Below are 18,273 nucleotides of genomic sequence, written 5' to 3' on the forward strand. Positions count from 1 at the left end.
CTGACATCAATGTCAGAGTCAAATCAGGACCGCAGTTTGGCGGCGTACTCGTAGTCGCGGCGCCAGTCGCCGGAGGGAGCGAAGATCACGCGTTCGGTGCCCGCCGCCGCGTAGGCCTGCAGTTGGTCGGCCGCGCGCGACGGGTCGGCGTCGAGCTGCGGCGCGACGACGGTCGCCTTCAGCGGCGGACGGTCGTGGTCCGCGGCGAGCTTGTTGATCTGGGCAAGGTTCGTCCGGATCTCTGCCGGTGACATCGCGATGGTCGCCCATCCGTCGCCGTACCGGGCTGCCCGTCGTACCGCCGGCTTACCGTTGCCCGCGACAACTATTGGCGGGACGACGGAGCCGGGTGCGAGCTTGGCCTCGAGCCCGTCCGCGAGTACCGCGGACCGGCCCGCGATCAGATCCGGCAGCACCTTCAACGCCTCGTCGGTGCGCCGGCCGCGATCCGCGAACTCCACGCCCGCCGCCCGCCAGCCGATGTCACCATGCGCCGGATTCCCTGTGCCCACACCGAGAACGAGCCGGTTGCCGGACACCAGTTGCAGCGTGTTGACCTGCTTGGCCGCCCACGCGACCGGCCGCAGGGCCAGCAGCATCACGTTGAAGCCCACCGTGATCCGCTCGGTCGCGGCGGCCGCGGTCGCCAGCACGACCGAGCTGTCCAGCATCGGCCCACTTGCGATCAGATGATCCGTGGACCACACGGAATCCAGCCCGATCTCCTCCGCGAACCGGGCGCTCTCCCGTACGTCGCCCAGAATCGGCCGCGACGGATCCGGCGTCGACGTTGGCAGGATCACTCCGATCTCAAGTCCCATACCAGCCGCAACTCGTCCCTTTCCGCTGCTATTCCAGTGCCGTGGGATGCTGGGGCATGACCTCGCTGTTCGCCGACGCAAACCGCGTCCAGAAGGCGCTGCGCACCTTCGCCGCGAGCAGCACGGGGGCGTGGTTCTTCAGCCGCACGGCGCACCACCTCGATCGCGCATTGGCCAGGGCTACCAAGGGCCGCAGGACAGTGGCCGGTGTCCTCTTCGGCGTACCAACGGTGCTGCTGACCACAACCGGCGCCAAGACCGGGCAGCCGCGGTGCGTGCCTGTGCTCGGCGTACCCTACGGCGCCTTCCTGGGCCTGATCGCCTCGAACTGGGGCCAGGCGAAGCACCCCGCTTGGTACTACAACCTGAAGGCCGACCCCGAGGCCGAGATCTCTGTCGACGGCGACAACCATGCGGTCCGCGCCCGGCTGGCCACCCCCGCCGAACGCGACGAGATCTGGACCGCCGGCCTGGCCTACTACCCGGGCTGGCGCAACTACGAGGTCCGAGCCGGCACCCGCCACATCGAAGCCTTCGTCCTCGACCGCCGCGTACCGTGACGGGATGGACGCTGCACCACGGATCCGCCTCGGCGCACTGACCATCACCTGCGGCGCCACCCCGGCCCCCGTCCAGCCCGACCCTTCCGCCCACCGCGTCGTACTCGACCCAGAAGGCCACCCAATCTGCCTCTGCCTCCCTTAGCTCACCACGGGCCGGGAGCAAGACAACCAAGATATTCATTGACAAGAATATTCTTGCTGGTGAATACTTCGAGGCATGGACCAGATCGCATCAGCTCTTGGCGATGGGGCGCGGTGGCGCCTCGTCGAGCTGCTCGCCGAGCGGCCGCGGTCCGTCGGAGAATTGGCCGAGCTGACCGGACTGCGCCAGCCGCAGACCACCAAGCACCTCCAGACCCTGGGTCGGGCCGGCCTGGTCACGGTCACACCGCTCGGGCAACGGCGTGTCTACGCCCTCGAGGCCGCGCCCCTGCGGTCCCTCGAACGCCGACTCGCTGAACTGGTCGGAGCGATCGAGGCGCAGGCGGGCGATCGAGCCGTGATCGCGCGCCACCGGGCCTCCATCGACGCCGAGTCCGCGATCGCGGACCGGGAACGCTGGGCGGACGGACGGACCTTCTCGTTCGAGCGCATCCTGGCCGCGGCCCCGGACGTCGTCTGGCAGCACTGGGTCGATCCGGACCTGCTCGCAACCTGGTGGGCGCCGCCGTCCGTCACGATCGCCGACTGCATCCTCGAGCCGAGGGCCGGTGGTCGCGCCGTCCTCGACTACCGCGACGGCGAGCAGCTCTACCGCTCGCGCGGACACGTCCACATCGCTGACGAAGCCTCACGCCTCGGGTTCGATCTGAGGTTGCTGGACGACTCCGACGCGGTCTCCTTTCACAGCGACCACGACGTGACGTTCGCGGCAGTCCCCGAAGGCACCCGGCTGCAGGTCGACATCCGCATCAACGAGACGACCGTCGAGGCCGTCCCGTACATCGCCGGCATCGCCGCCGGCTGGGGCCAGGTCCTCGACAACCTCACCACCCAACTCAACGACAAGGAAGTACAGCGATGACACGCACAGTCAAAGCCAACATCAGCCTCACCCTCGACGGCCGGTACAACGGTCCCGGTGGCCCCGGTGATCTCGGCGCGATCGTCCCGTACGCCGTCACCGACGTCGCCCGCGACCACCTCACCCGCATCTGGGAAGGCGCAACGACGGCACTGCTCGGTCGAGTGAACGCCGAGGGTTTCCTGGGCTTCTGGCCCCCGCTCGCCGACGACGAGACGGCCGACCCGCGCGATCGCGGCTACGCGAAGTGGCTCCGCGATACCGAGAAGGTGGTCCTCTCGTCCACACTGACCGAGGCTCCCTGGGAGCGCACCCGCATCGTGAACGCACCCGCCGCCGACGTCGTCACCGAACTCAAGGCCACCGGCGAAGGCGACATCCTCGTCAACAACAGCACCACCGTGATCAAGGCTCTCCTGGCAGCCGACCTCCTCGACCGCCTGTACCTGATGATCACCCCCGAAATCGCCGGCAACGGCGACCGCCTCTTCGACGACAACCTCCCCGCCTCCAAGTGGACCCTCACCCGCCAAGACACCGGCAACCTCGGCGAATTGGCCCTCATCTACGACCGCACCCGCTGACTCGAGCCGGGCTTGGTTGCTTGGAGGGAGTAGGTGACTGGCAGGTCCTGGCCGCCGACGGGTAGCCGGTACCACCCGTCGGCGTCGCGGACCAGCACGCCCGAACGGTGTTCCTGTTCGTCGCGGAGGTACTCGGTCAGGTCGTCGACGGCGAAGCCCGCCCGGGCCGCTGCCGTGACGACCTCGCCCAGTCCATGCGGATAGCCGACCGACGGTTGCGAGATGGGCACGTCTCCGCCGGCGTACGTTCCCTCCCACTGATCGACCTGGGCGGCGCCGCCCAGGTACGCCGTACCGAACACCACCGGTGCCACCGAGTCGACCATCAGCATCAACGGGTGCACCTCGACCACGACGAGCCTGCCGCCGGGTCGCAGTACGCGAGCCGCTCCGCCGAACCACGCGTCCAGCGAGGCGATCCAGCAGAGCGAGCCGTACGACGCGAACACCACATCGGACCGGCCGTCCAACTCCTCCGGCAACTGCTGGACGTCCGCCTGGACGAACGTCGCCGCTAGGCCCGCCCGGGTCGCCAGCCCGCGCGCGTACTCGACCGCGGCCGGCGAGAAGTCCACGCCGGTCACCCGCGCGCCTTCTCTCGCGAACGACAGTGTGTCGAGCCCGAAGTGGCACTGCATATGCAGCAGATCCAGACCGCCGACGGGCCCGACCGCTGACCGCACGATCGAGGTCAGCGACGACCGGCCCGCGAGAAGTCCGTCGATGTCGTAGTACGTCGACCCTCCGGTCGTGTGGACCTCGGTCAGCCGATCCCACAACTGCCGGTTCACCTCGAGGTCCGGGTTCTCGTCCGTCATGCAGCCCACCATGACGACCTCAGGCCCCGGTGTCACCCGTTGACGCCCCGAGGTTGTCAGGCTTAACCTGACAGGCGTGTCAGGGGAGCCCTGACAGGATGGGAGAGTGCCATGCCGGACAACGTGATGCGTTGCTCGTTCTGCGGGAAGGCCAAGGACGAGGTGAGCCGGCTGATCGCCGGGCCCGGGGCGTTCATCTGCAACGAGTGCGTGGTCCTGTGCGAACAACTGATCAGCGGCCAGCCCATGACGACGTTCCCGCCACTCGACGGCAAGACCGACGACGAACTCCTCGCCGAGATGGTCCAACTCGACGCCTCCCGCGGCCAGGTCGAGGCCGCCGTCCACGATCGCGTGCAGGTACTCCGCGCCCGCTCCGTCACCTGGGCCAAGATCGGCGAAACCCTGGGCACCACCCGCCAATCAGCCTGGGAACGCTTCTCCAACGAGGAATAACCCAGCGCATGAGCAGCGTGGGGGAGACACGCGAAAGGCCGGTCCCCAGTGGAGACCGGCCTTTTCGTGTGGTGGAGACGAGGGGACTTGAACCCCTAACCCCTGCCTTGCAAAGGCAGTGCTCTGCCAGTTGAGCTACGCCCCCGTGGGGGTAGTGGTCAGCGGCCCGGGGTGACCGGGTCGACGGCCTCGGCCCAGAGGTCCTTCTCGGCGCGGGCCTGCTGGGTCTTCTTGTAGGCGAAGTATCCACCGATGCAGGCGACCAGCACCAGCAGGATCTTTCTCAGCACCGGGACTCCTCGGATCGGGGTTCGCCTTGGGGGTGGTGGGCCTAACTGGACTTGAACCAGTGACCTCTGCCTTATCAGGGCAGCGCTCTAACCGTCTGAGCTATAGGCCCGCGTTCTGCGGGATCGAACCCGGGAGAGATTACCGCACCAAGTGCCCCTCTCCCAAACCGGTTCCGGTCGGCGCCGCGCAGAGCCCGAGCAGGGCCCGACCGGAGACTCGGGTACGCCGTCAGTCCTCCGACGCCAGCGTGACTTCGAGGCCGCCGAGCAGCGTGGCGGCGATGTTGTAGAGGAAGGATCCGAGCGTCGCGAGCGCGGTGATGATGAGTACGTCGGCGCACGCCAGGAGCGTGGTGAATCCCATCACCTTTCCGGTGTTGATGTAGTTCTCGATCCGGAACGGTTCGGCGGTCGGCGTACCCAGGACTTCCTGGACGGTGTTGTTGATGTTGTCGAACACACCGGCCGCGCCGATCGCGGACCAGACGATGAACACCGCGACCCAGGTGACAATGCCGAACGCGATCGACAGCAGGAACGCCGTCTTCATCACCGACCACGGATCGATCCGGGACATCCGCAGCCGGGCCTTGCGGGTCTGCGGCCGGTGCGATGCCTTCGGCGCCTTCTCGGCCTTCGCCGACAGCCTGGTCTCGGTCTTCTCCGGCTTGGTGGTCGTCACCGACGATGCCTTGTCGAGCACCGCCTGACGCGCCGCGCTGAGCCGGTCACCCAACGTCTCGGTCTTGGCCGGCTCCTCAGTCAGCCCGTACGACGCTGCCGCCGGCCCAGTGGCTCGCGGCGCACCCGTCGCGCCGGGGGACCAGGGCTCGGGGCGACCAGGCGTGCTCGGGCCGGGCGCCACCTGCCCCGGACGCTGCTGCTGCGGGCGGACCGGCTGCTGCTGAGGCGGCCGAGCGGTCTGGCCAGGAAGAGGCGCGCCACCCGGCGCGGAGCCGGGCCGCTGCTGCGGCCGGTACTCACTGGCACGCTGGCCGTTCGGAGCACCTGGTCTCGGCTGGCCGTTGGAACGACCGTTGGAGGCCGGGTCGGCCGGTGGCGTGGACTGCTCCCGGCCCTGCGCTGGTCGCTGGGCCTTGGAGCTGTCCGCCGCACCGTCTGGCCATGTCGGCCTCGCGCGGTTGGTCATCAGTCACCCTCCTGGCCGGCATCGTCCTCTTCGACGGTAGCCGCGCCGTCGACGTCCGTCGAACGCTGGTCATCATTGTTGACGCCCTCAGGGGTGGATTCGGTTGTCGATCCGTCCACATCCTGGGCACCTTCGGAGGGTGTACCCGCTTCGGCCGCTCCGGATTCCTCGCCGTCGAGATCCCCGTCGAGTTCGCCGTTCACGGTCAGATCGGTGTTCCGGGCGATCGCGACCACCGCGTCGGACTCGCCGACGCCGGCGAACCGGACGCCCATCGTGTCGCGGCCCTTGACCGGCACGCTGTCGACCCGGCTGCGGACGACCTGGCCGCTGGCCTTGATCGCCAGCACCTGGTCCTCGGCGACCACGATGATCGCGCCGACCAGCGAACCACGCTCGTCGTTCAGCTTGACCGCCTTGATGCCGAGGCCGCCGCGGCCCTGCTGGCGGTACTCCGAGACCCGGCTGCGCTTGGCGTACCCGGCGTCGGTGACGGTGAAGACGTACTGCGTCTCCTCGTCGGCGCCGGCCCGGATCACCGACATCGACAGCAGTTCGTCGCCGGAGCGGAACTTCATCCCGGTCACACCCGAGGTGGCGCGGCCCATCGGGCGGAGCTGCTCGTCGTTCGCGGTGAAGCGGATCGACTGGCCCTTGCGGGACACCAGCAGCAGGTCGTCCTCGGCGGTGGCCAGGTCGGCGCCGATCAGCTCGTCGTCCTCCTCGCGGAAGTTCACCGCGATGATGCCGCTCTGCCGGGCCGAGTCGTAGTCGGTCAGTGCCGTCTTCTTGACCAGGCCCCTCTTGGTCGCGAGCACCAGGTAGTCGGACTGCTCGTAGTCGCGCAACGTCAGTACCTGTGCGATGTCCTCGTCCGGCTGGAACGAGAGCAGGCCGGCCACATGCGAGCCCTTCGCGTCACGGGCCGACTCGGGCAGCTGCCACACCTTGGCGCGGTAGACCCGGCCCTTGGTGGTGAAGAACAGCATCCAGTGGTGGTTCGTGGTGGCGAAGAAGTGGCTGATCTCGTCCTCGGCCCGCAACTGCGCGCCACGGACGCCCTTGCCGCCCCGGTTCTGGGTCCGGTACAGGTCGGTCTTGGTCCGCTTCGCGTATCCGCCGCGGGTGATGGTGACGACGACGTCCTCGTCCGGCACCAGGTCCTGCACCGACAGGTCGCCGTCGGCCGCGATGATCTCGGTCCGCCGCTCGTCGCCGTACTTGTCGACGATCTCAGCGAGCTCGTCCTTGACGATCGACCGCTGCCGCTCCGGGCTGGCCAGGATGTCCTCGAGGTCGGCGATGATCGCCTCGAGCTCCTGCAACCGCTCGATGATCTTCTGCCGCTCCAGTGCGGCCAGCCGGCGCAGCTGCATGTCCAGGATCGCCTGGGCCTGGATCTCGTCGATCTCCAGCAGCTCGATCAGGCCGGTGCGGGCCTCGTCGACGTCGGGGCTGCGCCGGATCAGCGCGATCACCTCGTCGAGGGCGTCCAGCGCCTTCACGTAGCCGCGGTAGATGTGCGCGTTCTTCTCCGCCTCACGCAGGCGGAACCGGGTCCGCCGCTGGATGACCTCGATCTGGTGGTCGATCCAGTGGCTGATGAACAGGTTCACGCTGAGCGTGCGCGGTACGCCGTCGACCAGCGCGAGCATGTTGCAGCCGAAGGTGTCCTGCAGCTGCGTGTGCTTGTACAGGTTGTTCAGTACGACGCGCGGCTGAGCATCCCGCTTCAGCACGACGACCAGCCGCTGCCCGGTCCGCGACGAGCTGTCGTCGCGGATGTCGGCGATCCCGCTCATCTTGCCGGTGTTGACCAGCTCGGCGATCTTCAAGGCCAGGTTGTCCGGGTTGACCATGTACGGCAGCTCGGTGACGACCAGGCTGGTCCGGCCCTTGGCGTCTTCCTCGATGTCGACCACCGCGCGCATCGTGACCGACCCACGGCCGGTGCGATAGGCGTCGTCGATGCCCTTGTAGCCGACGATCAGTGCACCGTTCGGGAAGTCCGGGCCCTTGATGTACTGCAGGCAGGCGTCGAGCAGCTCCTCCTGCGTCGCGTCCGGGTGCTCCAGCGCCCAGTTGACCGCGGCGGCGACCTCGCGCAGGTTGTGCGGCGGGATGTTCGTCGCCATGCCGACCGCGATGCCGGACGAGCCGTTCACCAGCAGGTTCGGGAAGCGGGCCGGCAGGATCACCGGCTCCTGCGACTTGCCGTCGTAGTTGGCCCGGAAGTCGACCGTGTCCTGGTCGATGTCGCGGACCATCTCCATCGCCAGCGGCGCCATCCGGCACTCGGTGTACCGCATCGCGGCCGCCGGGTCGTTGCCCGGGGAACCGAAGTTGCCCTGGCCCTGGATCAGCGGGGCCCGCATCACCCACGGCTGCGCCAGCCGGACCAGGGTGTCGTAGATCGCCGAGTCGCCGTGCGGGTGGTACTGACCCATCACGTCACCGACGACACGAGAGCACTTGTTGAAACCACGGTCCGGCCGGTAGCCGCCGTCGTACATCGCGTAGAGGATGCGGCGGTGCACCGGCTTGAGGCCGTCGCGGACCTCGGGCAGTGCGCGGCCGACGATGACTGCCATCGCATAGTCGAGGTACGACTGCTGCATCTCGGTCTGCAGGTCGAGTGGCTCGACCCGGTCGTGGCCCGGAGTGGTGGGGGTCTCGGTCATGAAAAGCTCGTCCCGTTCAGGTCAGTACGTCGGTCGATGGCGCCAGCGGATCGTGGCCCGGGGCAACGGACCACCCATCCATCAGATGTCGAGGAAGCGGACGTCCTTGGCGTTGCGCTGGATGAAACTGCGCCGCGCCTCGATGTCGTCGCCCATCAGCGTCTGGAACGTCTCGTCGGCGCGGATCGCGTCGTCCAGGGTGATCTGCAGCAGCACCCGGTTGGCCGGATCCATCGTGGTGTCCCACAGTTCGTTCGCGTTCATCTCGCCCAGACCCTTGTAGCGCTGGATCGGGTTCTCCTTCGGCAGCTTCCGGCCCGCCTCGGCGCCGGCCTCGAGCAGACCGTCGCGCTCCCGGTCGGTGTACGCGAGCTCGTCGGCGTGGTTGCTCCAGCGGATCTTGTACAGCGGCGGCTGCGCGGCGTACACGTGCCCGCGCTCGATCAGCGGGCGCATGAACCGGAACAGCAGCGTGAGCAGCAGGGTCCGGATGTGCTGGCCGTCGACATCGGCGTCGGCCATGATCACGATCTTGTGGTACCGGAGCTTGTCCTCGTCGAAGTCCTCGTGGATACCGGTACCGAGCGCGGAGATGATCGCCTGGACCTCGTTGTTCTGCAGGACCTTGTCGATCCGGGCCTTCTCGACATTCAGGATCTTGCCGCGGATCGGCAGGATGGCCTGGAACTTCGGGTCCCGGCCGCCCTTCGCGGAGCCACCGGCCGAGTCACCCTCGACGATGTAGACCTCGCACTCCTCCGGGTTGGTCGACTGGCAGTCGGCCAACTTGCCCGGCAGGCCGCCGCCACCCAGCAGGCCCTTGCGGTTGCGGGCCAGGTCGCGCGCCTTGCGGGCCGCGATCCGGGCGCTCGCCGCGGCGGTCGCCTTGCGGATGATCTCGCGGCCCTCGGCCGGGTTCTGCTCGAACCAGGCGCCGAGCTTGTCGTTCACGACCCGCTGGACGAAGCCCTTGACCTCGGTGTTGCCGAGCTTGGTCTTGGTCTGGCCCTCGAACTGCGGCTCGGCGAGCTTGACCGAGATGATCGCGGTCAGACCCTCCCGGATGTCGTCACCGGTGAGCCTGTCCTCCTTCTTCTTGATCATGCCCTGGTCCTCGCCGAACGAGTTGACCAGTGAGGTCAGCGCGGCCCGGAAGCCTTCCTCGTGCGTACCACCCTCGTGGGTGTTGATCGCGTTCGCGAAGGTGTGCACGGACTCCTGGAACGAGCCGCTCCACTGCAGCGCCACCTCGAGACTCATGCTGTTCTCGCCGTTGGACGCCGCCTCGAACGAGATCACGTCGCGGTGCACGGTCTCGCGGATGCCGGTCAGGTACTTCACGTAGTCGACCAGGCCGTTCTCGGCCTTGAACGCCTGCTCGACCGGGTGGCCGTCCTCGGTGTGGTCCGGCCGCTCGTCCCGGATCACGATCTCCAGGCCCTTGTTCAGGAAGGCCATCTCCCGGAAGCGGGTGGTCAGCGTCTCGTAGGAGTACGTCGTGGTCTCGAAGACATCCGGGTCAGCCCAGAACGTCACGGTGGTCCCGTTCGACTCCGACGTACCGATCTCGGCGAGGTCGGCGTCCGGGACGCCGTGCGTGAAGGACTGCGTGTACAGCTTGCCCTTCAACTTCACGTCGACCTTGAGCCGGCTGGACAGCGCGTTCACGACGGACACACCGACCCCGTGCAGACCACCGGACACCTTGTAGCCGCCGCCGCCGAACTTGCCGCCGGCGTGCAGGACGGTCAGGACGACGGTGACCGCCGGCTTGCCCTCGGACTCGACGATGTCGACCGGGATGCCGCGGCCGTTGTCCTCGACGCTGACCGCGCCGTCGGGCAGCAGGGTGACGACGATCCGGTCGCCGTACCCGGCCATCGCCTCGTCGACAGCGTTGTCGACCACCTCGGTGACGAGGTGGTGCAGACCACGCTCACCGGTGGACCCGATGTACATGCCCGGTCGCTTCCGGACCGCGTCCAGACCCTCCAGGACCTGGATCGCACTCGCGTCGTACTCGCGCTCGACGATGTTCGACGGGATCTCGTCGAGCATCGCGGGAAGTTCCACGCTGTCGGGTGCGGCGGTGCCGATGGGGTCGGCGGACTGGTTGGCGTCGATCTCGGTCGGCTCGTCGGTCACCGGCTGTTGTCCTCCTCGGCCCCGCGTTCGCGAGGCATCGCTGCACAGTGGAAACCGCCCCCTACAGTGTTGTCAGAGGCGCGGTTCGCTCTACAGCCTCCATCTTACCTGTCGACCGAAGCAGAACCTGCCACCAGGCGCCTGAAACTCGGGCCAGGGCGTCTTTTCTCCCTCATCTCCATGTCCCCTCTCGCGGGTGGGGGGCCGGAAAGCGCTCAAGGCCGCTCAGTGGCCTCCGGCCGGTTCACCACTGACCATCCGGGAACCGAGACGAAGTCAACCGGTACAGACCGGTTGAACAGACCGAGGCAGGCGTGGACGAGGCGGTCCGTCGCGCACCCCATCGCCCTTAGGATCGCTGCCGTGGAAAGTCTCGACGACGTCATCGACGCCATGATCGCGGAGCGGGTGATCCACCGGCATCGGCGCAAGTGGCTGATCGCGATCGCCCTCGTCGTCGTCCTGGCCCTGATCGTCCTCGCCACCGGTGGGTGGAAGGAGAAGACCGGCCGGACCGTGCCCACGCTGACCGCGCCGGTGACGGTGACGTCCGGCAAGTGGGAGTACAACTTCACCAAGGCCGAGATCGTCCAGCACCCGAAGAAGGAGTACTCGCCGGCCGAGGCTGAGCTGCTGGTGTACTTCGACCTGAAGAACATGGACGACGAAGAGGACACGAGCGACTCCCTGGACGGCCGGCTGCTCCGCCTGGTCCCCGGCGACGGCAAGGATCTGATCGAGTCCAACGGAGCGACCTGCCGTGGACAGCTGGGTTGGGTCGTCGTCTTCGGTCTGCCGCCGGTCAGTTGCGTCACCAAGTTCGACATCCCGCCGGACTTCACCGCCGACTTGGTCGAGATCGGTGTCCTCGGCGAGCGCTTCGAGTCCGACCAAGGCTTCCTCGGCGCGAACGAGGACCCGTACTGGCAGCAGCCGGAGGCGGATGCGGTGGTCCAGCTCAAGCCGGCCATCGTCGTCGACAACGGGGAGAAGAAGTGAAGCTGTATCGCCCCGCCACCGTCCTGGTCGGTGTCCTGTTCATCCTGCTCGGCGGACTGACCCGGCTCGCCACCCCGGACCACGTGTACGAGAAGCAGAACGTGGAGGTCGTGCACGGCACGATCGGCGAGAAACTCCCGTACGGCGACTCGTCCGTGACGATCACCCGGATGAAGTTCGCCAAGACGGTGGTGGAGAGCAGCGCGGGTGAGGACGACGAGCCGATGGAGACGGACGGCGTGTTCGTCGCGCTCGAGTGGGACGCCGTCCGCGGGGTCACCGAGCCGCTGGCGGGCAACCCGACCCTGCGCGCCGACGGCGGCACCATCTACCGGCCCCTGGGCATCACCGAGTCCGGCGTCGACTTCCCGGACCCCGGCTTCGCCCAGATCGGCGCCGTCGTCTTCGAGGTCAACCCGTCGGATCTGAAGGGTCTGACGCTCCGGCTCGATCCCGCGCCGCTGTACAACGTCCTGTACGTCGCCATCGACGTCGACCTCGGCATCCCGAGTGAAGAGGTGGCTCAGCGGCTCGTCGACGGAGCCGCGCCCCAGTACGTGTTCGGGAACCGCGAGGTGAGGGTGGCGTGAAGATGACCAGGCACCGTGCGGTCCGGTGGGGAGTACAGCTCGCCCTGATGCTCGCGCTGCTGTCGACGAGTTGCTTCCTGATGCTGCGGGACTACATCGACAACGACGAGGAGTTGTTCGACGAGGGCCGGGTCACCGAGGTGGTCAAGCAGGGACCGGTGACGATCGGCGACGTCGAGTGGAAGCTGGATTCGCTGGAGACCTACACCACCCTCGTCGACGACGAGGGTGAGGAGATCTCGCTCGACGACAAGCCGGCCGGCTCGGTCATCGTGGTCGCGAAGATGACGGTGAAGCCGCTCGACGGCCTGTACATGAAGGAGAACGGCTTCAGCTGCACGGCCAGCCTGCGCGACGACCGCGGCAACCTCTGGCAGACCAAGCAGCCGTACAAGTTCGAGCTGCCGACGTACTGCACGAACGAGGACCAGCCGTTCTACCGGAACAAGCCGGGGGATCTCGCCGGGGTGTACGTCGTCCCCGAGTCGGCCGTCCCGCATCTGACCGGCGTCGTCGTTCAGAACCTGGCCGAGCGCCGGCGCGTCATCCTGACTCCCTGAGGGCGGCCGCCAACAGTCAGGCGTTGACCGGCTGCTTGTCCGCCTCGCTCGTCTCCGCCTCGGCCGCTTCCGCCTCGGCGGCCTCGGCACGGCGCTGCGCTCCGACCGAGATACACAGGTCGAACGCAGCCGCCAGCAAAGCGATCCGTAGCGGCTCGAAGATGAGGCTCTGGCCCAGGTCTGCGATCTCGTGGACCATCAGTCCCCAGTGCATGGTCTCCGGTCCGATCGCCCGCTGGATCAGGACGAACGCCCAGTCGCTGCCGAGCAGCCAGAACGTGTAGACCATGCAGACGACGCCGAGGAACACCGGGCCGACCCGGACCAGCAGCCGGAACGCGTTCAGCGTCGGGTAGAACTTCTCCCGCAGTCCGCCGAGCAGCAGGTTCGGCGCTTTGTTGGTGAGGGCAACGATCCGGTTCTGCTGCGGTGCCTCCTGCTCGAGCTGACCGCCGAGGCGGCGCTCCACCCGGGTGCCCTTGAAGACGCCGCCACTGGTCAGCACCCGGTGGCCGAAGACGACGGTCGTGATCGCGAGCCAGGTCAGCGGCTCGGCGACGCCGAGCTTGAACAGCGGCCAGAGGCTCTCCCAGAAGAAGCCCCAGAGGAACTCGATCCCGGCCGGGATCGGGATGTGGATCCCCGCGAAGAAGTCCTTCAGCCCGCCCCACCAGTCCAGCGACCAGTACCAGAAGGTCCGCTCGCTGATCCAGTCCTTGGCGTCGGCGACCGCGAACGGGGTGACGACGACCGTGATCAGCAGGAAGAACGCCTCCGCCCAGACCTGGACGAACTTCGCCGGCCGGCTCGGCCAGCGGTCGTCGACCGCCTCGATCACCCGGCGCAGGACCAGCAGGATGACGATCGCGGGGAGGTACTTGTGCCACTGGCCGCCGCCGAGTTCGAAGAAGGCGGCACCCGACTGCAGACCACGCTGGACGTTGTTCGTCGACGTCAGGGATCCGATCTGGTCCTCGAGGAATCCCCAGGCCGACCACACCGCGACCAGCGGCAGCAGGGTGACGGCCAGCAACTCCATCACACCTTGCTGCGTCGGGTCGGAGGTCTCCTCACTCTTGTTGGACGCTGCGTCGCGCCAGCGGTAGAGCGAGGTCGCGCAGGTCCGGATCATGCCGACGGCGGCGGCGATCTGGAGCAGCACACCGATCGAGAACACGCCGGTGCCGAGGCTCGAGTGCGCATGCTCGTCCAGCCAGATCGCGGCCTCGACGCAGGCCTTGAAGCCGAGGAAGCCGGCCAGCCACCAGGTCGTCAGGGGCAGGAGGTTCCGCCACCAGAGCCGGAAGGTGTCTCCGATCAGCTGGACCATCTCGCGGAAACCATCGACGATCGTGCGCATCGCGCCCGATCCTAGGGGAGTCGCGGGTCGCTGGAGCAACTTGCTCGGCAGTTGGTTCAGCCGTAGGTGTCGCGGGGGCCGCGGCCGCCGCGGATGGTGCGGGGGCCCTTGCGCCAACTGGGGGTGTGGGGGCCCTGGACGTTGACCTGGGTGACCGTGCCGTCGCCCAGTTCGGTGTTGAGGCGGCGGACCAGGTCGGGGGCGAGGAGCTTCAGCTGGGTGGCCCACGCAGTGGACGACGTACGCACGGTGAGCACGGTGTTCTCGTAGGACTCCGGCGTACAGTGCTCGGCCATCTCCGGACCGACGATCGACGGCCAGCGCGCCATCACGCCGTGTACGGCGACGTCCACCTCCCAGCCCTGGTCGCGCATCAGCCGGCCGAGCGTGTTGGTCAGTTTCTGTGGATCCCGGTCGTCCGGACGTGCGCTGCTGATCTGGGCGCCGTCGATCCGTGGCCGTCGGCGCGTCCGCTTGACCGGCTTGATCGGGCCGTTCGCGGCCTGCTGCTTCAGCCGCCCGGCGAGCGATTTCGCCAGGTCCAGCCCCTGCTTGTCGTGGTCAGGTTCGTCCGGACGCTCCGGAGCCGCCTCGCTCTCGAAGCCGCTCTCAGAGGAATTCCGGGGTTCAGGCACGCCGCACGGATCCTTCACCGACATCGAACCGGACGCCGCTGAGCTCAGCGGGCACGTCCGCGCCGACCGCCGCGGTCACCAGCACCTGCTCGGCCGGCGCGACCAACTCGGCCAGCCGGTCCCGGCGTTGCGTGTCGAGCTCGGCGAACACGTCGTCAAGGATCAGCACCGGTTCACCCCCGTCCGCTCGAAGCAGTTCGTACGACGCCAGCCGCAGCGCGAGCGCGAACGACCACGACTCACCGTGACTCGCATACCCCTTCGCGGGCAAGTCCCCGAGCCCGAGTACGACGTCGTCGCGATGCGGGCCGACCAGGGACACTCCCCGCTCGAGCTCGTCCTGCCGCTTGTCCTGGACCGCTGCGCTCAGCACCTCGGCGAGTTGCTCCCGCGACACCACACCGGGCTCGAGCAGGACCGACGACTTGTACTCCAGCCGCGCATTACCCTTGCCTCGGGCAACAGCGTCGTACGCGCCGGAGACCAATGGACGCAGGGATTCCAGCAACTCCAGCCGGGTGGCGAGCAGTTCGGACCCGGCCCGGACGAGATGTGAGTCCCAGACCTCGAGCGTGCGCAACTGTCCCTCGGCGGCGCCGGACCGGTTCTGCCGGCGGGCCATCGAGGCGCTGCGCAGCAACGAGTTCCGCTGCTTGAGCACGCGGTCGTAGTCCTGCCGTACGCCGGCCATCCGCGGCGACCGCAAGGTCAGCAACTCGTCCAGGAACCGGCGTCGTTCGGACGGATCGCCCTTCACCAGCGCGAGATCCTCCGGCGCGAACAGCACCGTACGGAGCAGGCCGAGCACTTCCCGTGGCCGCGGTACGGGCGAGCGGTTCACTCGGGCCCGATTTGCCTTCCCAGGATTGATTTCCAGCTCGACGACCACGTCCCGGTCGTACTGGCTGCGGATCTCCGTCCGCACGATCGCCCTGGTGGCTCCGGCCCGGACCAGTGGCGCGTCGTTCGCGACCCGATGTGACCCGAGCGTCGCGGTGTAGTGGATCGCCTCGACCAGGTTGGTCTTGCCGTGGCCGTTCGGCCCGACGAAGGCGGTCACGCCCGGAGCGAGCTCGACCTCCGCCTGCGCGTAGGACCGGAAGTCGAGCAGACCCAGGGCGGTGACATACACCTCAGTGCTTGGGCGGTGTCGCGTACGACGGGTCCGCGGCCTCGGCGCCCTTCACCGCGTGACCGCCGAACTGGTTGCGCATCGCGGCGATCGCCTTCATCGCCGGCGAGTCCTCCTGCCGGGAGGCGAACCGGGCGAACAGCGCGGCCGAGATGGCCGGCATCGGCACCGCGTGGTCGATCGCGGCCTCGACGGTCCAGCGGCCCTCACCCGAGTCGTCGGCGTACCCGCGGATCTTGGCCAGGTGGTTGTCGTCCTTCAGCGAGGCGACCAACAGGTCGAGCAGCCAGGACCGGATCACGGTGCCCTCGCGCCAGGACTCGAACGCCTCCGGCACGTTCTCGACGACGTCGGCGGCCTCGAGCAGCTCGTAGCCCTCGGCGTACGCCTGCATGATGCCGTACTCGATGCCGTTGTGGACCATCTTCGAGAAGTGCCCGGCGCCGACCTTGCCGGCGTGCACGAAGCCGAACTCACCCTCGGGCTTCAGCGCCTCGAAGATCGGCATCACGATGTCGACGGTGTCCTTGTCGCCGCCGCACATCAGGGCGTAGCCGTTCTCCAGGCCCCAGACGCCACCGGACACACCGCAGTCGACGAAGCGGATGTCCTTCTCGGCGAGCTGGGCGGCCCGGCGGGTGTCGTCGGTCCAGCGGCTGTTGCCGCCGTCGATCACGATGTCGCCGGGGGAGAGCAGGTCCGAGAGCTCGTCGACGACCGCATCGATCGCCTGCACCGGCACCATGATCCAGACCACCTTGGGCTGGCCGGGCGCGGTGAGCTTGCCGACCATGTCGGCCAGGTCCTTGGCGTCGGAGATGTCCGGGTTGTGGTCGAACCCGACCACGGTGTGGCCTGCGTTGCGGATCCGCTGGCGCATGTTGCCGCCCATCTTGCCGAGACCGACAAGGCCGAGCTCCATCGTGAATCCCCTTGTTCTGTTGGCTTTCAGCTGTTCAGGCGGACCGGCATCAGGACGTACCGGAACTCGCTGATCGGATCACCGTCGAAGTCCCGCACACCGGTCAGCTCGGCCGGCTTGGTCGCCTGCGTGAAGGCCAGGTGCGCGACCGGCGTACCGATCGCGTTCAGGCCGTCGAGCAGGTACGTCGGGTTGAAGCCTACGGTCACCGGCTCACCGGACATGCGGGCCTCGATCGACTCGGATGCCTGGGCCTCGTCACCGCTGCCGGCGTCCAGGGTCACGGTGTCGTCGCTGAACGTCAGCCGGACCGGCGCGTTCCGCTCGGCCACCAGGGCCACGCGCTTGACCGCCTCGACCAGCGTGGCGGTGTCGATCCGGACCCGGGTCGCGATCGCGGCGTCGGTCGGGATGATGCCGCGAACCTTCGGGAACTCGCCGTCCAGCAGGCGGGTGGTCGCCCGCCGGTTGCCGCCGGAGACCTCGCCCTCGAAGCCGACGATGCCGTCACCGGTGCCCGGCGCGGCGAGCGAGACGATCACGTCCGATCCGGTCATCGCCTTCGCGGTCTCGGACAGCACCCGGGCCGGCACCAGTGCGGCCGCGGACGCGTCGGGGGACTGCGGGTTCCACTCGAGTTCGCGGATCGCCAGCCGGTAGCGGTCGGTGGCCAGCAGCGAGATCGTGGATCCCTCGATCTCGACCCGGACGCCGGTCAGCACCGGAAGCGTGTCCTCACGCCCGGCCGCGGTCACCACCTGCGAGACCGCCTGGGCGAAGACGTCGGCCTTGACCGTCCCGCTCGCGGCCGGAAGCTCCGGCAGGGCCGGATATTCCTCGGTGGGAAGCGTCTGGAGCGTGAAGCGCGAACTGCCACAGGTGACTTGGACCTTCGCGCCGTCGACGGCGATGTCCACCGGCTGGTTCGGAAGGCTCTTGGAGATGTCAGCGACCAGCCGGCCGGAGATCAGGCACTTCCCGCTGTCGGCCACCTGCGCAGGCACGGTGACCCGGACGGAGGTCTCGTAGTCGAAACCGGACAGGGTGATCTGCCCGTCCTCGGCCTCGATCAGGAGGCCGGCAAGGATCGGGACGCTGGGACGACTGGGCAAGCTGCGCGCGGCCCAGGCCACCGACTCGGCCAGTACGTCGCGCTCGACGCGAAACTTCACCGCTGGGTGCCTCCTGATTCGGCTGTGTGCCAGGCAGATCCTGCCACGGACAAGTGTGCTCTGCGCCAATCGGGCGTGACGTGGCGCTTCGGGCGGGTCGCGTCGGCGTCGTTCCGGTGGTTCTGCGTGCTGCCCCTCATTGTGCTCCGAGGACAGCCTGACAGGTGCCGCAAGCCGGCGCGAGACCGGGGTTTTCCCCAGGTTGGGCCGCTCGATCGTTTTGTGGACTGGGAACTCTCTACAGATTCCATAGGGTTCTTAGCACCGGTGGATACTGTGGAAAAGCGACGACTTCGCAGGTCAGGTACCGAATCGGCGTGTGGACGGGGTGTGGACGAATCCCGGTCTGTCTGAGGACGCCTGGTGATGAA

General features: G+C 68.0%; 18 protein-coding genes and 2 tRNA genes. 7 read left to right on the forward strand and 13 right to left on the reverse strand.

All coding sequences use genetic code 11. The features are described from left to right. Window positions 1-23: 23 nt before the first annotated feature. Window positions 24-821 (reverse strand): LLM class flavin-dependent oxidoreductase, encoded by a 798-nt coding sequence (locus tag AB0I34_RS02355; protein ID WP_360438017.1) that lies wholly within the window; start codon window positions 819-821, stop codon window positions 24-26. 56 nt (window positions 822-877) lie between these two features. On the opposite strand from AB0I34_RS02355, the gene AB0I34_RS02360 reads away from it, so the two are divergent. The 3 genes from AB0I34_RS02360 to AB0I34_RS02370 all read left to right on the forward strand — a co-directional run bounded on the left by AB0I34_RS02360 (window position 878) and on the right by AB0I34_RS02370 (window position 2,992). After that, on the forward strand, window positions 878-1,381 hold the full coding sequence (locus tag AB0I34_RS02360; RefSeq protein WP_360438020.1) for a nitroreductase family deazaflavin-dependent oxidoreductase: 504 nt from the start codon (window positions 878-880) through the stop codon (window positions 1,379-1,381). 220 nt (window positions 1,382-1,601) lie between these two features. Further along, window positions 1,602-2,408 carry a metalloregulator ArsR/SmtB family transcription factor gene (locus AB0I34_RS02365; RefSeq protein WP_360438023.1) on the forward strand — a complete coding sequence of 269 codons (807 nt, stop codon included), beginning with the start codon at window positions 1,602-1,604 and terminating at the stop codon, window positions 2,406-2,408. Next, complete coding sequence (locus AB0I34_RS02370) at window positions 2,405-2,992, forward strand: dihydrofolate reductase family protein (RefSeq protein WP_360438026.1); 588 nt, start codon at window positions 2,405-2,407, stop codon at window positions 2,990-2,992. Before AB0I34_RS02365 ends, AB0I34_RS02370 begins: the two co-directional genes overlap by 4 nt. Here AB0I34_RS02370 and AB0I34_RS02375 read toward each other — a convergent pair. Then, complete coding sequence (locus tag AB0I34_RS02375; RefSeq protein WP_360438029.1) at window positions 2,974-3,810, reverse strand: methyltransferase domain-containing protein; 837 nt, start codon at window positions 3,808-3,810, stop codon at window positions 2,974-2,976. The two genes, AB0I34_RS02370 and AB0I34_RS02375, sit on opposite strands and share 19 nt — an antisense overlap. Before the next feature lie 111 nt (window positions 3,811-3,921). Between AB0I34_RS02375 and AB0I34_RS02380 the strand changes: the two genes are divergently transcribed. After that, window positions 3,922-4,266, forward strand: coding sequence for a ClpX C4-type zinc finger protein (locus AB0I34_RS02380; RefSeq protein WP_360438032.1), 345 nt, complete (start codon window positions 3,922-3,924; stop codon window positions 4,264-4,266). Between the two features lie 69 nt (window positions 4,267-4,335). Here the strand turns inward: AB0I34_RS02380 and AB0I34_RS02385 are convergent. The 6 genes from AB0I34_RS02385 to gyrB form a co-directional block, all read right to left on the reverse strand. Next, window positions 4,336-4,411, reverse strand: a tRNA-Ala gene (locus tag AB0I34_RS02385). Between the two features lie 13 nt (window positions 4,412-4,424). Further along, complete coding sequence (locus AB0I34_RS02390; RefSeq protein ID WP_360438138.1) at window positions 4,425-4,553, reverse strand: DLW-39 family protein; 129 nt, start codon at window positions 4,551-4,553, stop codon at window positions 4,425-4,427. A 36-nt stretch (window positions 4,554-4,589) separates the two neighbouring features. Further along, window positions 4,590-4,666, reverse strand: a tRNA-Ile gene (locus AB0I34_RS02395). 119 nt (window positions 4,667-4,785) lie between these two features. Further along, complete coding sequence (locus AB0I34_RS02400) at window positions 4,786-5,706, reverse strand: DUF3566 domain-containing protein (protein WP_360438035.1); 921 nt, start codon at window positions 5,704-5,706, stop codon at window positions 4,786-4,788. Next, on the reverse strand, window positions 5,706-8,387 hold the full coding sequence (gene gyrA, locus AB0I34_RS02405; protein WP_360438038.1) for a DNA gyrase subunit A: 2,682 nt from the start codon (window positions 8,385-8,387) through the stop codon (window positions 5,706-5,708). The genes AB0I34_RS02400 and gyrA overlap by 1 nt, the downstream gene beginning before the upstream one ends. An 81-nt stretch (window positions 8,388-8,468) precedes the next feature. Beyond that, entirely contained in the window at window positions 8,469-10,445 is a 1,977-nt protein-coding gene (gyrB, locus tag AB0I34_RS02410; RefSeq protein ID WP_360438141.1) for a DNA topoisomerase (ATP-hydrolyzing) subunit B, read from the reverse strand. Between the two features lie 450 nt (window positions 10,446-10,895). Between gyrB and AB0I34_RS02415 the strand changes: the two genes are divergently transcribed. Genes AB0I34_RS02415 through AB0I34_RS02425 form a run of 3 tightly spaced genes read left to right on the forward strand, consistent with a single transcriptional unit; the run spans window position 10,896 to window position 12,681 of the window. Then, the gene (locus AB0I34_RS02415; RefSeq protein WP_360438041.1) at window positions 10,896-11,531 is read left to right on the forward strand and encodes a hypothetical protein; all 636 of its coding nucleotides are present in this window, start codon (window positions 10,896-10,898) and stop codon (window positions 11,529-11,531) included. Then, window positions 11,528-12,121, forward strand: coding sequence for a hypothetical protein (locus AB0I34_RS02420; protein WP_360438044.1), 594 nt, complete (start codon window positions 11,528-11,530; stop codon window positions 12,119-12,121). The genes AB0I34_RS02415 and AB0I34_RS02420 overlap by 4 nt, the downstream gene beginning before the upstream one ends. Before the next feature lie 2 nt (window positions 12,122-12,123). Beyond that, window positions 12,124-12,681, forward strand: a complete 558-nt coding sequence (locus AB0I34_RS02425; protein ID WP_360438047.1) for a hypothetical protein — start codon at window positions 12,124-12,126, stop codon at window positions 12,679-12,681. 16 nt (window positions 12,682-12,697) lie between these two features. Here AB0I34_RS02425 and AB0I34_RS02430 read toward each other — a convergent pair whose 3' ends face one another. Genes AB0I34_RS02430 through dnaN form a run of 5 tightly spaced genes read right to left on the reverse strand, consistent with a single transcriptional unit; the run spans window position 12,698 to window position 17,902 of the window. Continuing rightward, on the reverse strand, window positions 12,698-14,041 hold the full coding sequence (locus AB0I34_RS02430) for a hypothetical protein (RefSeq protein WP_360438050.1): 1,344 nt from the start codon (window positions 14,039-14,041) through the stop codon (window positions 12,698-12,700). A 56-nt stretch (window positions 14,042-14,097) separates the two neighbouring features. After that, window positions 14,098-14,676, reverse strand: coding sequence for a DciA family protein (locus AB0I34_RS02435; protein ID WP_360438053.1), 579 nt, complete (start codon window positions 14,674-14,676; stop codon window positions 14,098-14,100). Next, entirely contained in the window at window positions 14,669-15,808 is a 1,140-nt protein-coding gene (gene recF, locus AB0I34_RS02440) for a DNA replication/repair protein RecF (RefSeq protein ID WP_360438055.1), read from the reverse strand. Before recF ends, AB0I34_RS02435 begins: the two co-directional genes overlap by 8 nt. Before the next feature lies 1 nt (window position 15,809). Beyond that, complete coding sequence (gnd, locus tag AB0I34_RS02445) at window positions 15,810-16,730, reverse strand: phosphogluconate dehydrogenase (NAD(+)-dependent, decarboxylating) (RefSeq protein WP_360438058.1); 921 nt, start codon at window positions 16,728-16,730, stop codon at window positions 15,810-15,812. 26 nt (window positions 16,731-16,756) lie between these two features. Then, the gene (gene dnaN / locus AB0I34_RS02450) at window positions 16,757-17,902 is read right to left on the reverse strand and encodes a DNA polymerase III subunit beta (RefSeq protein WP_360438061.1); all 1,146 of its coding nucleotides are present in this window, start codon (window positions 17,900-17,902) and stop codon (window positions 16,757-16,759) included. Window positions 17,903-18,273 lie beyond the last annotated feature (371 nt).

This window comes from Kribbella sp. NPDC050281, assembly GCF_040655855.1.
GTDB lineage: Bacteria > Actinomycetota > Actinomycetes > Propionibacteriales > Kribbellaceae > Kribbella.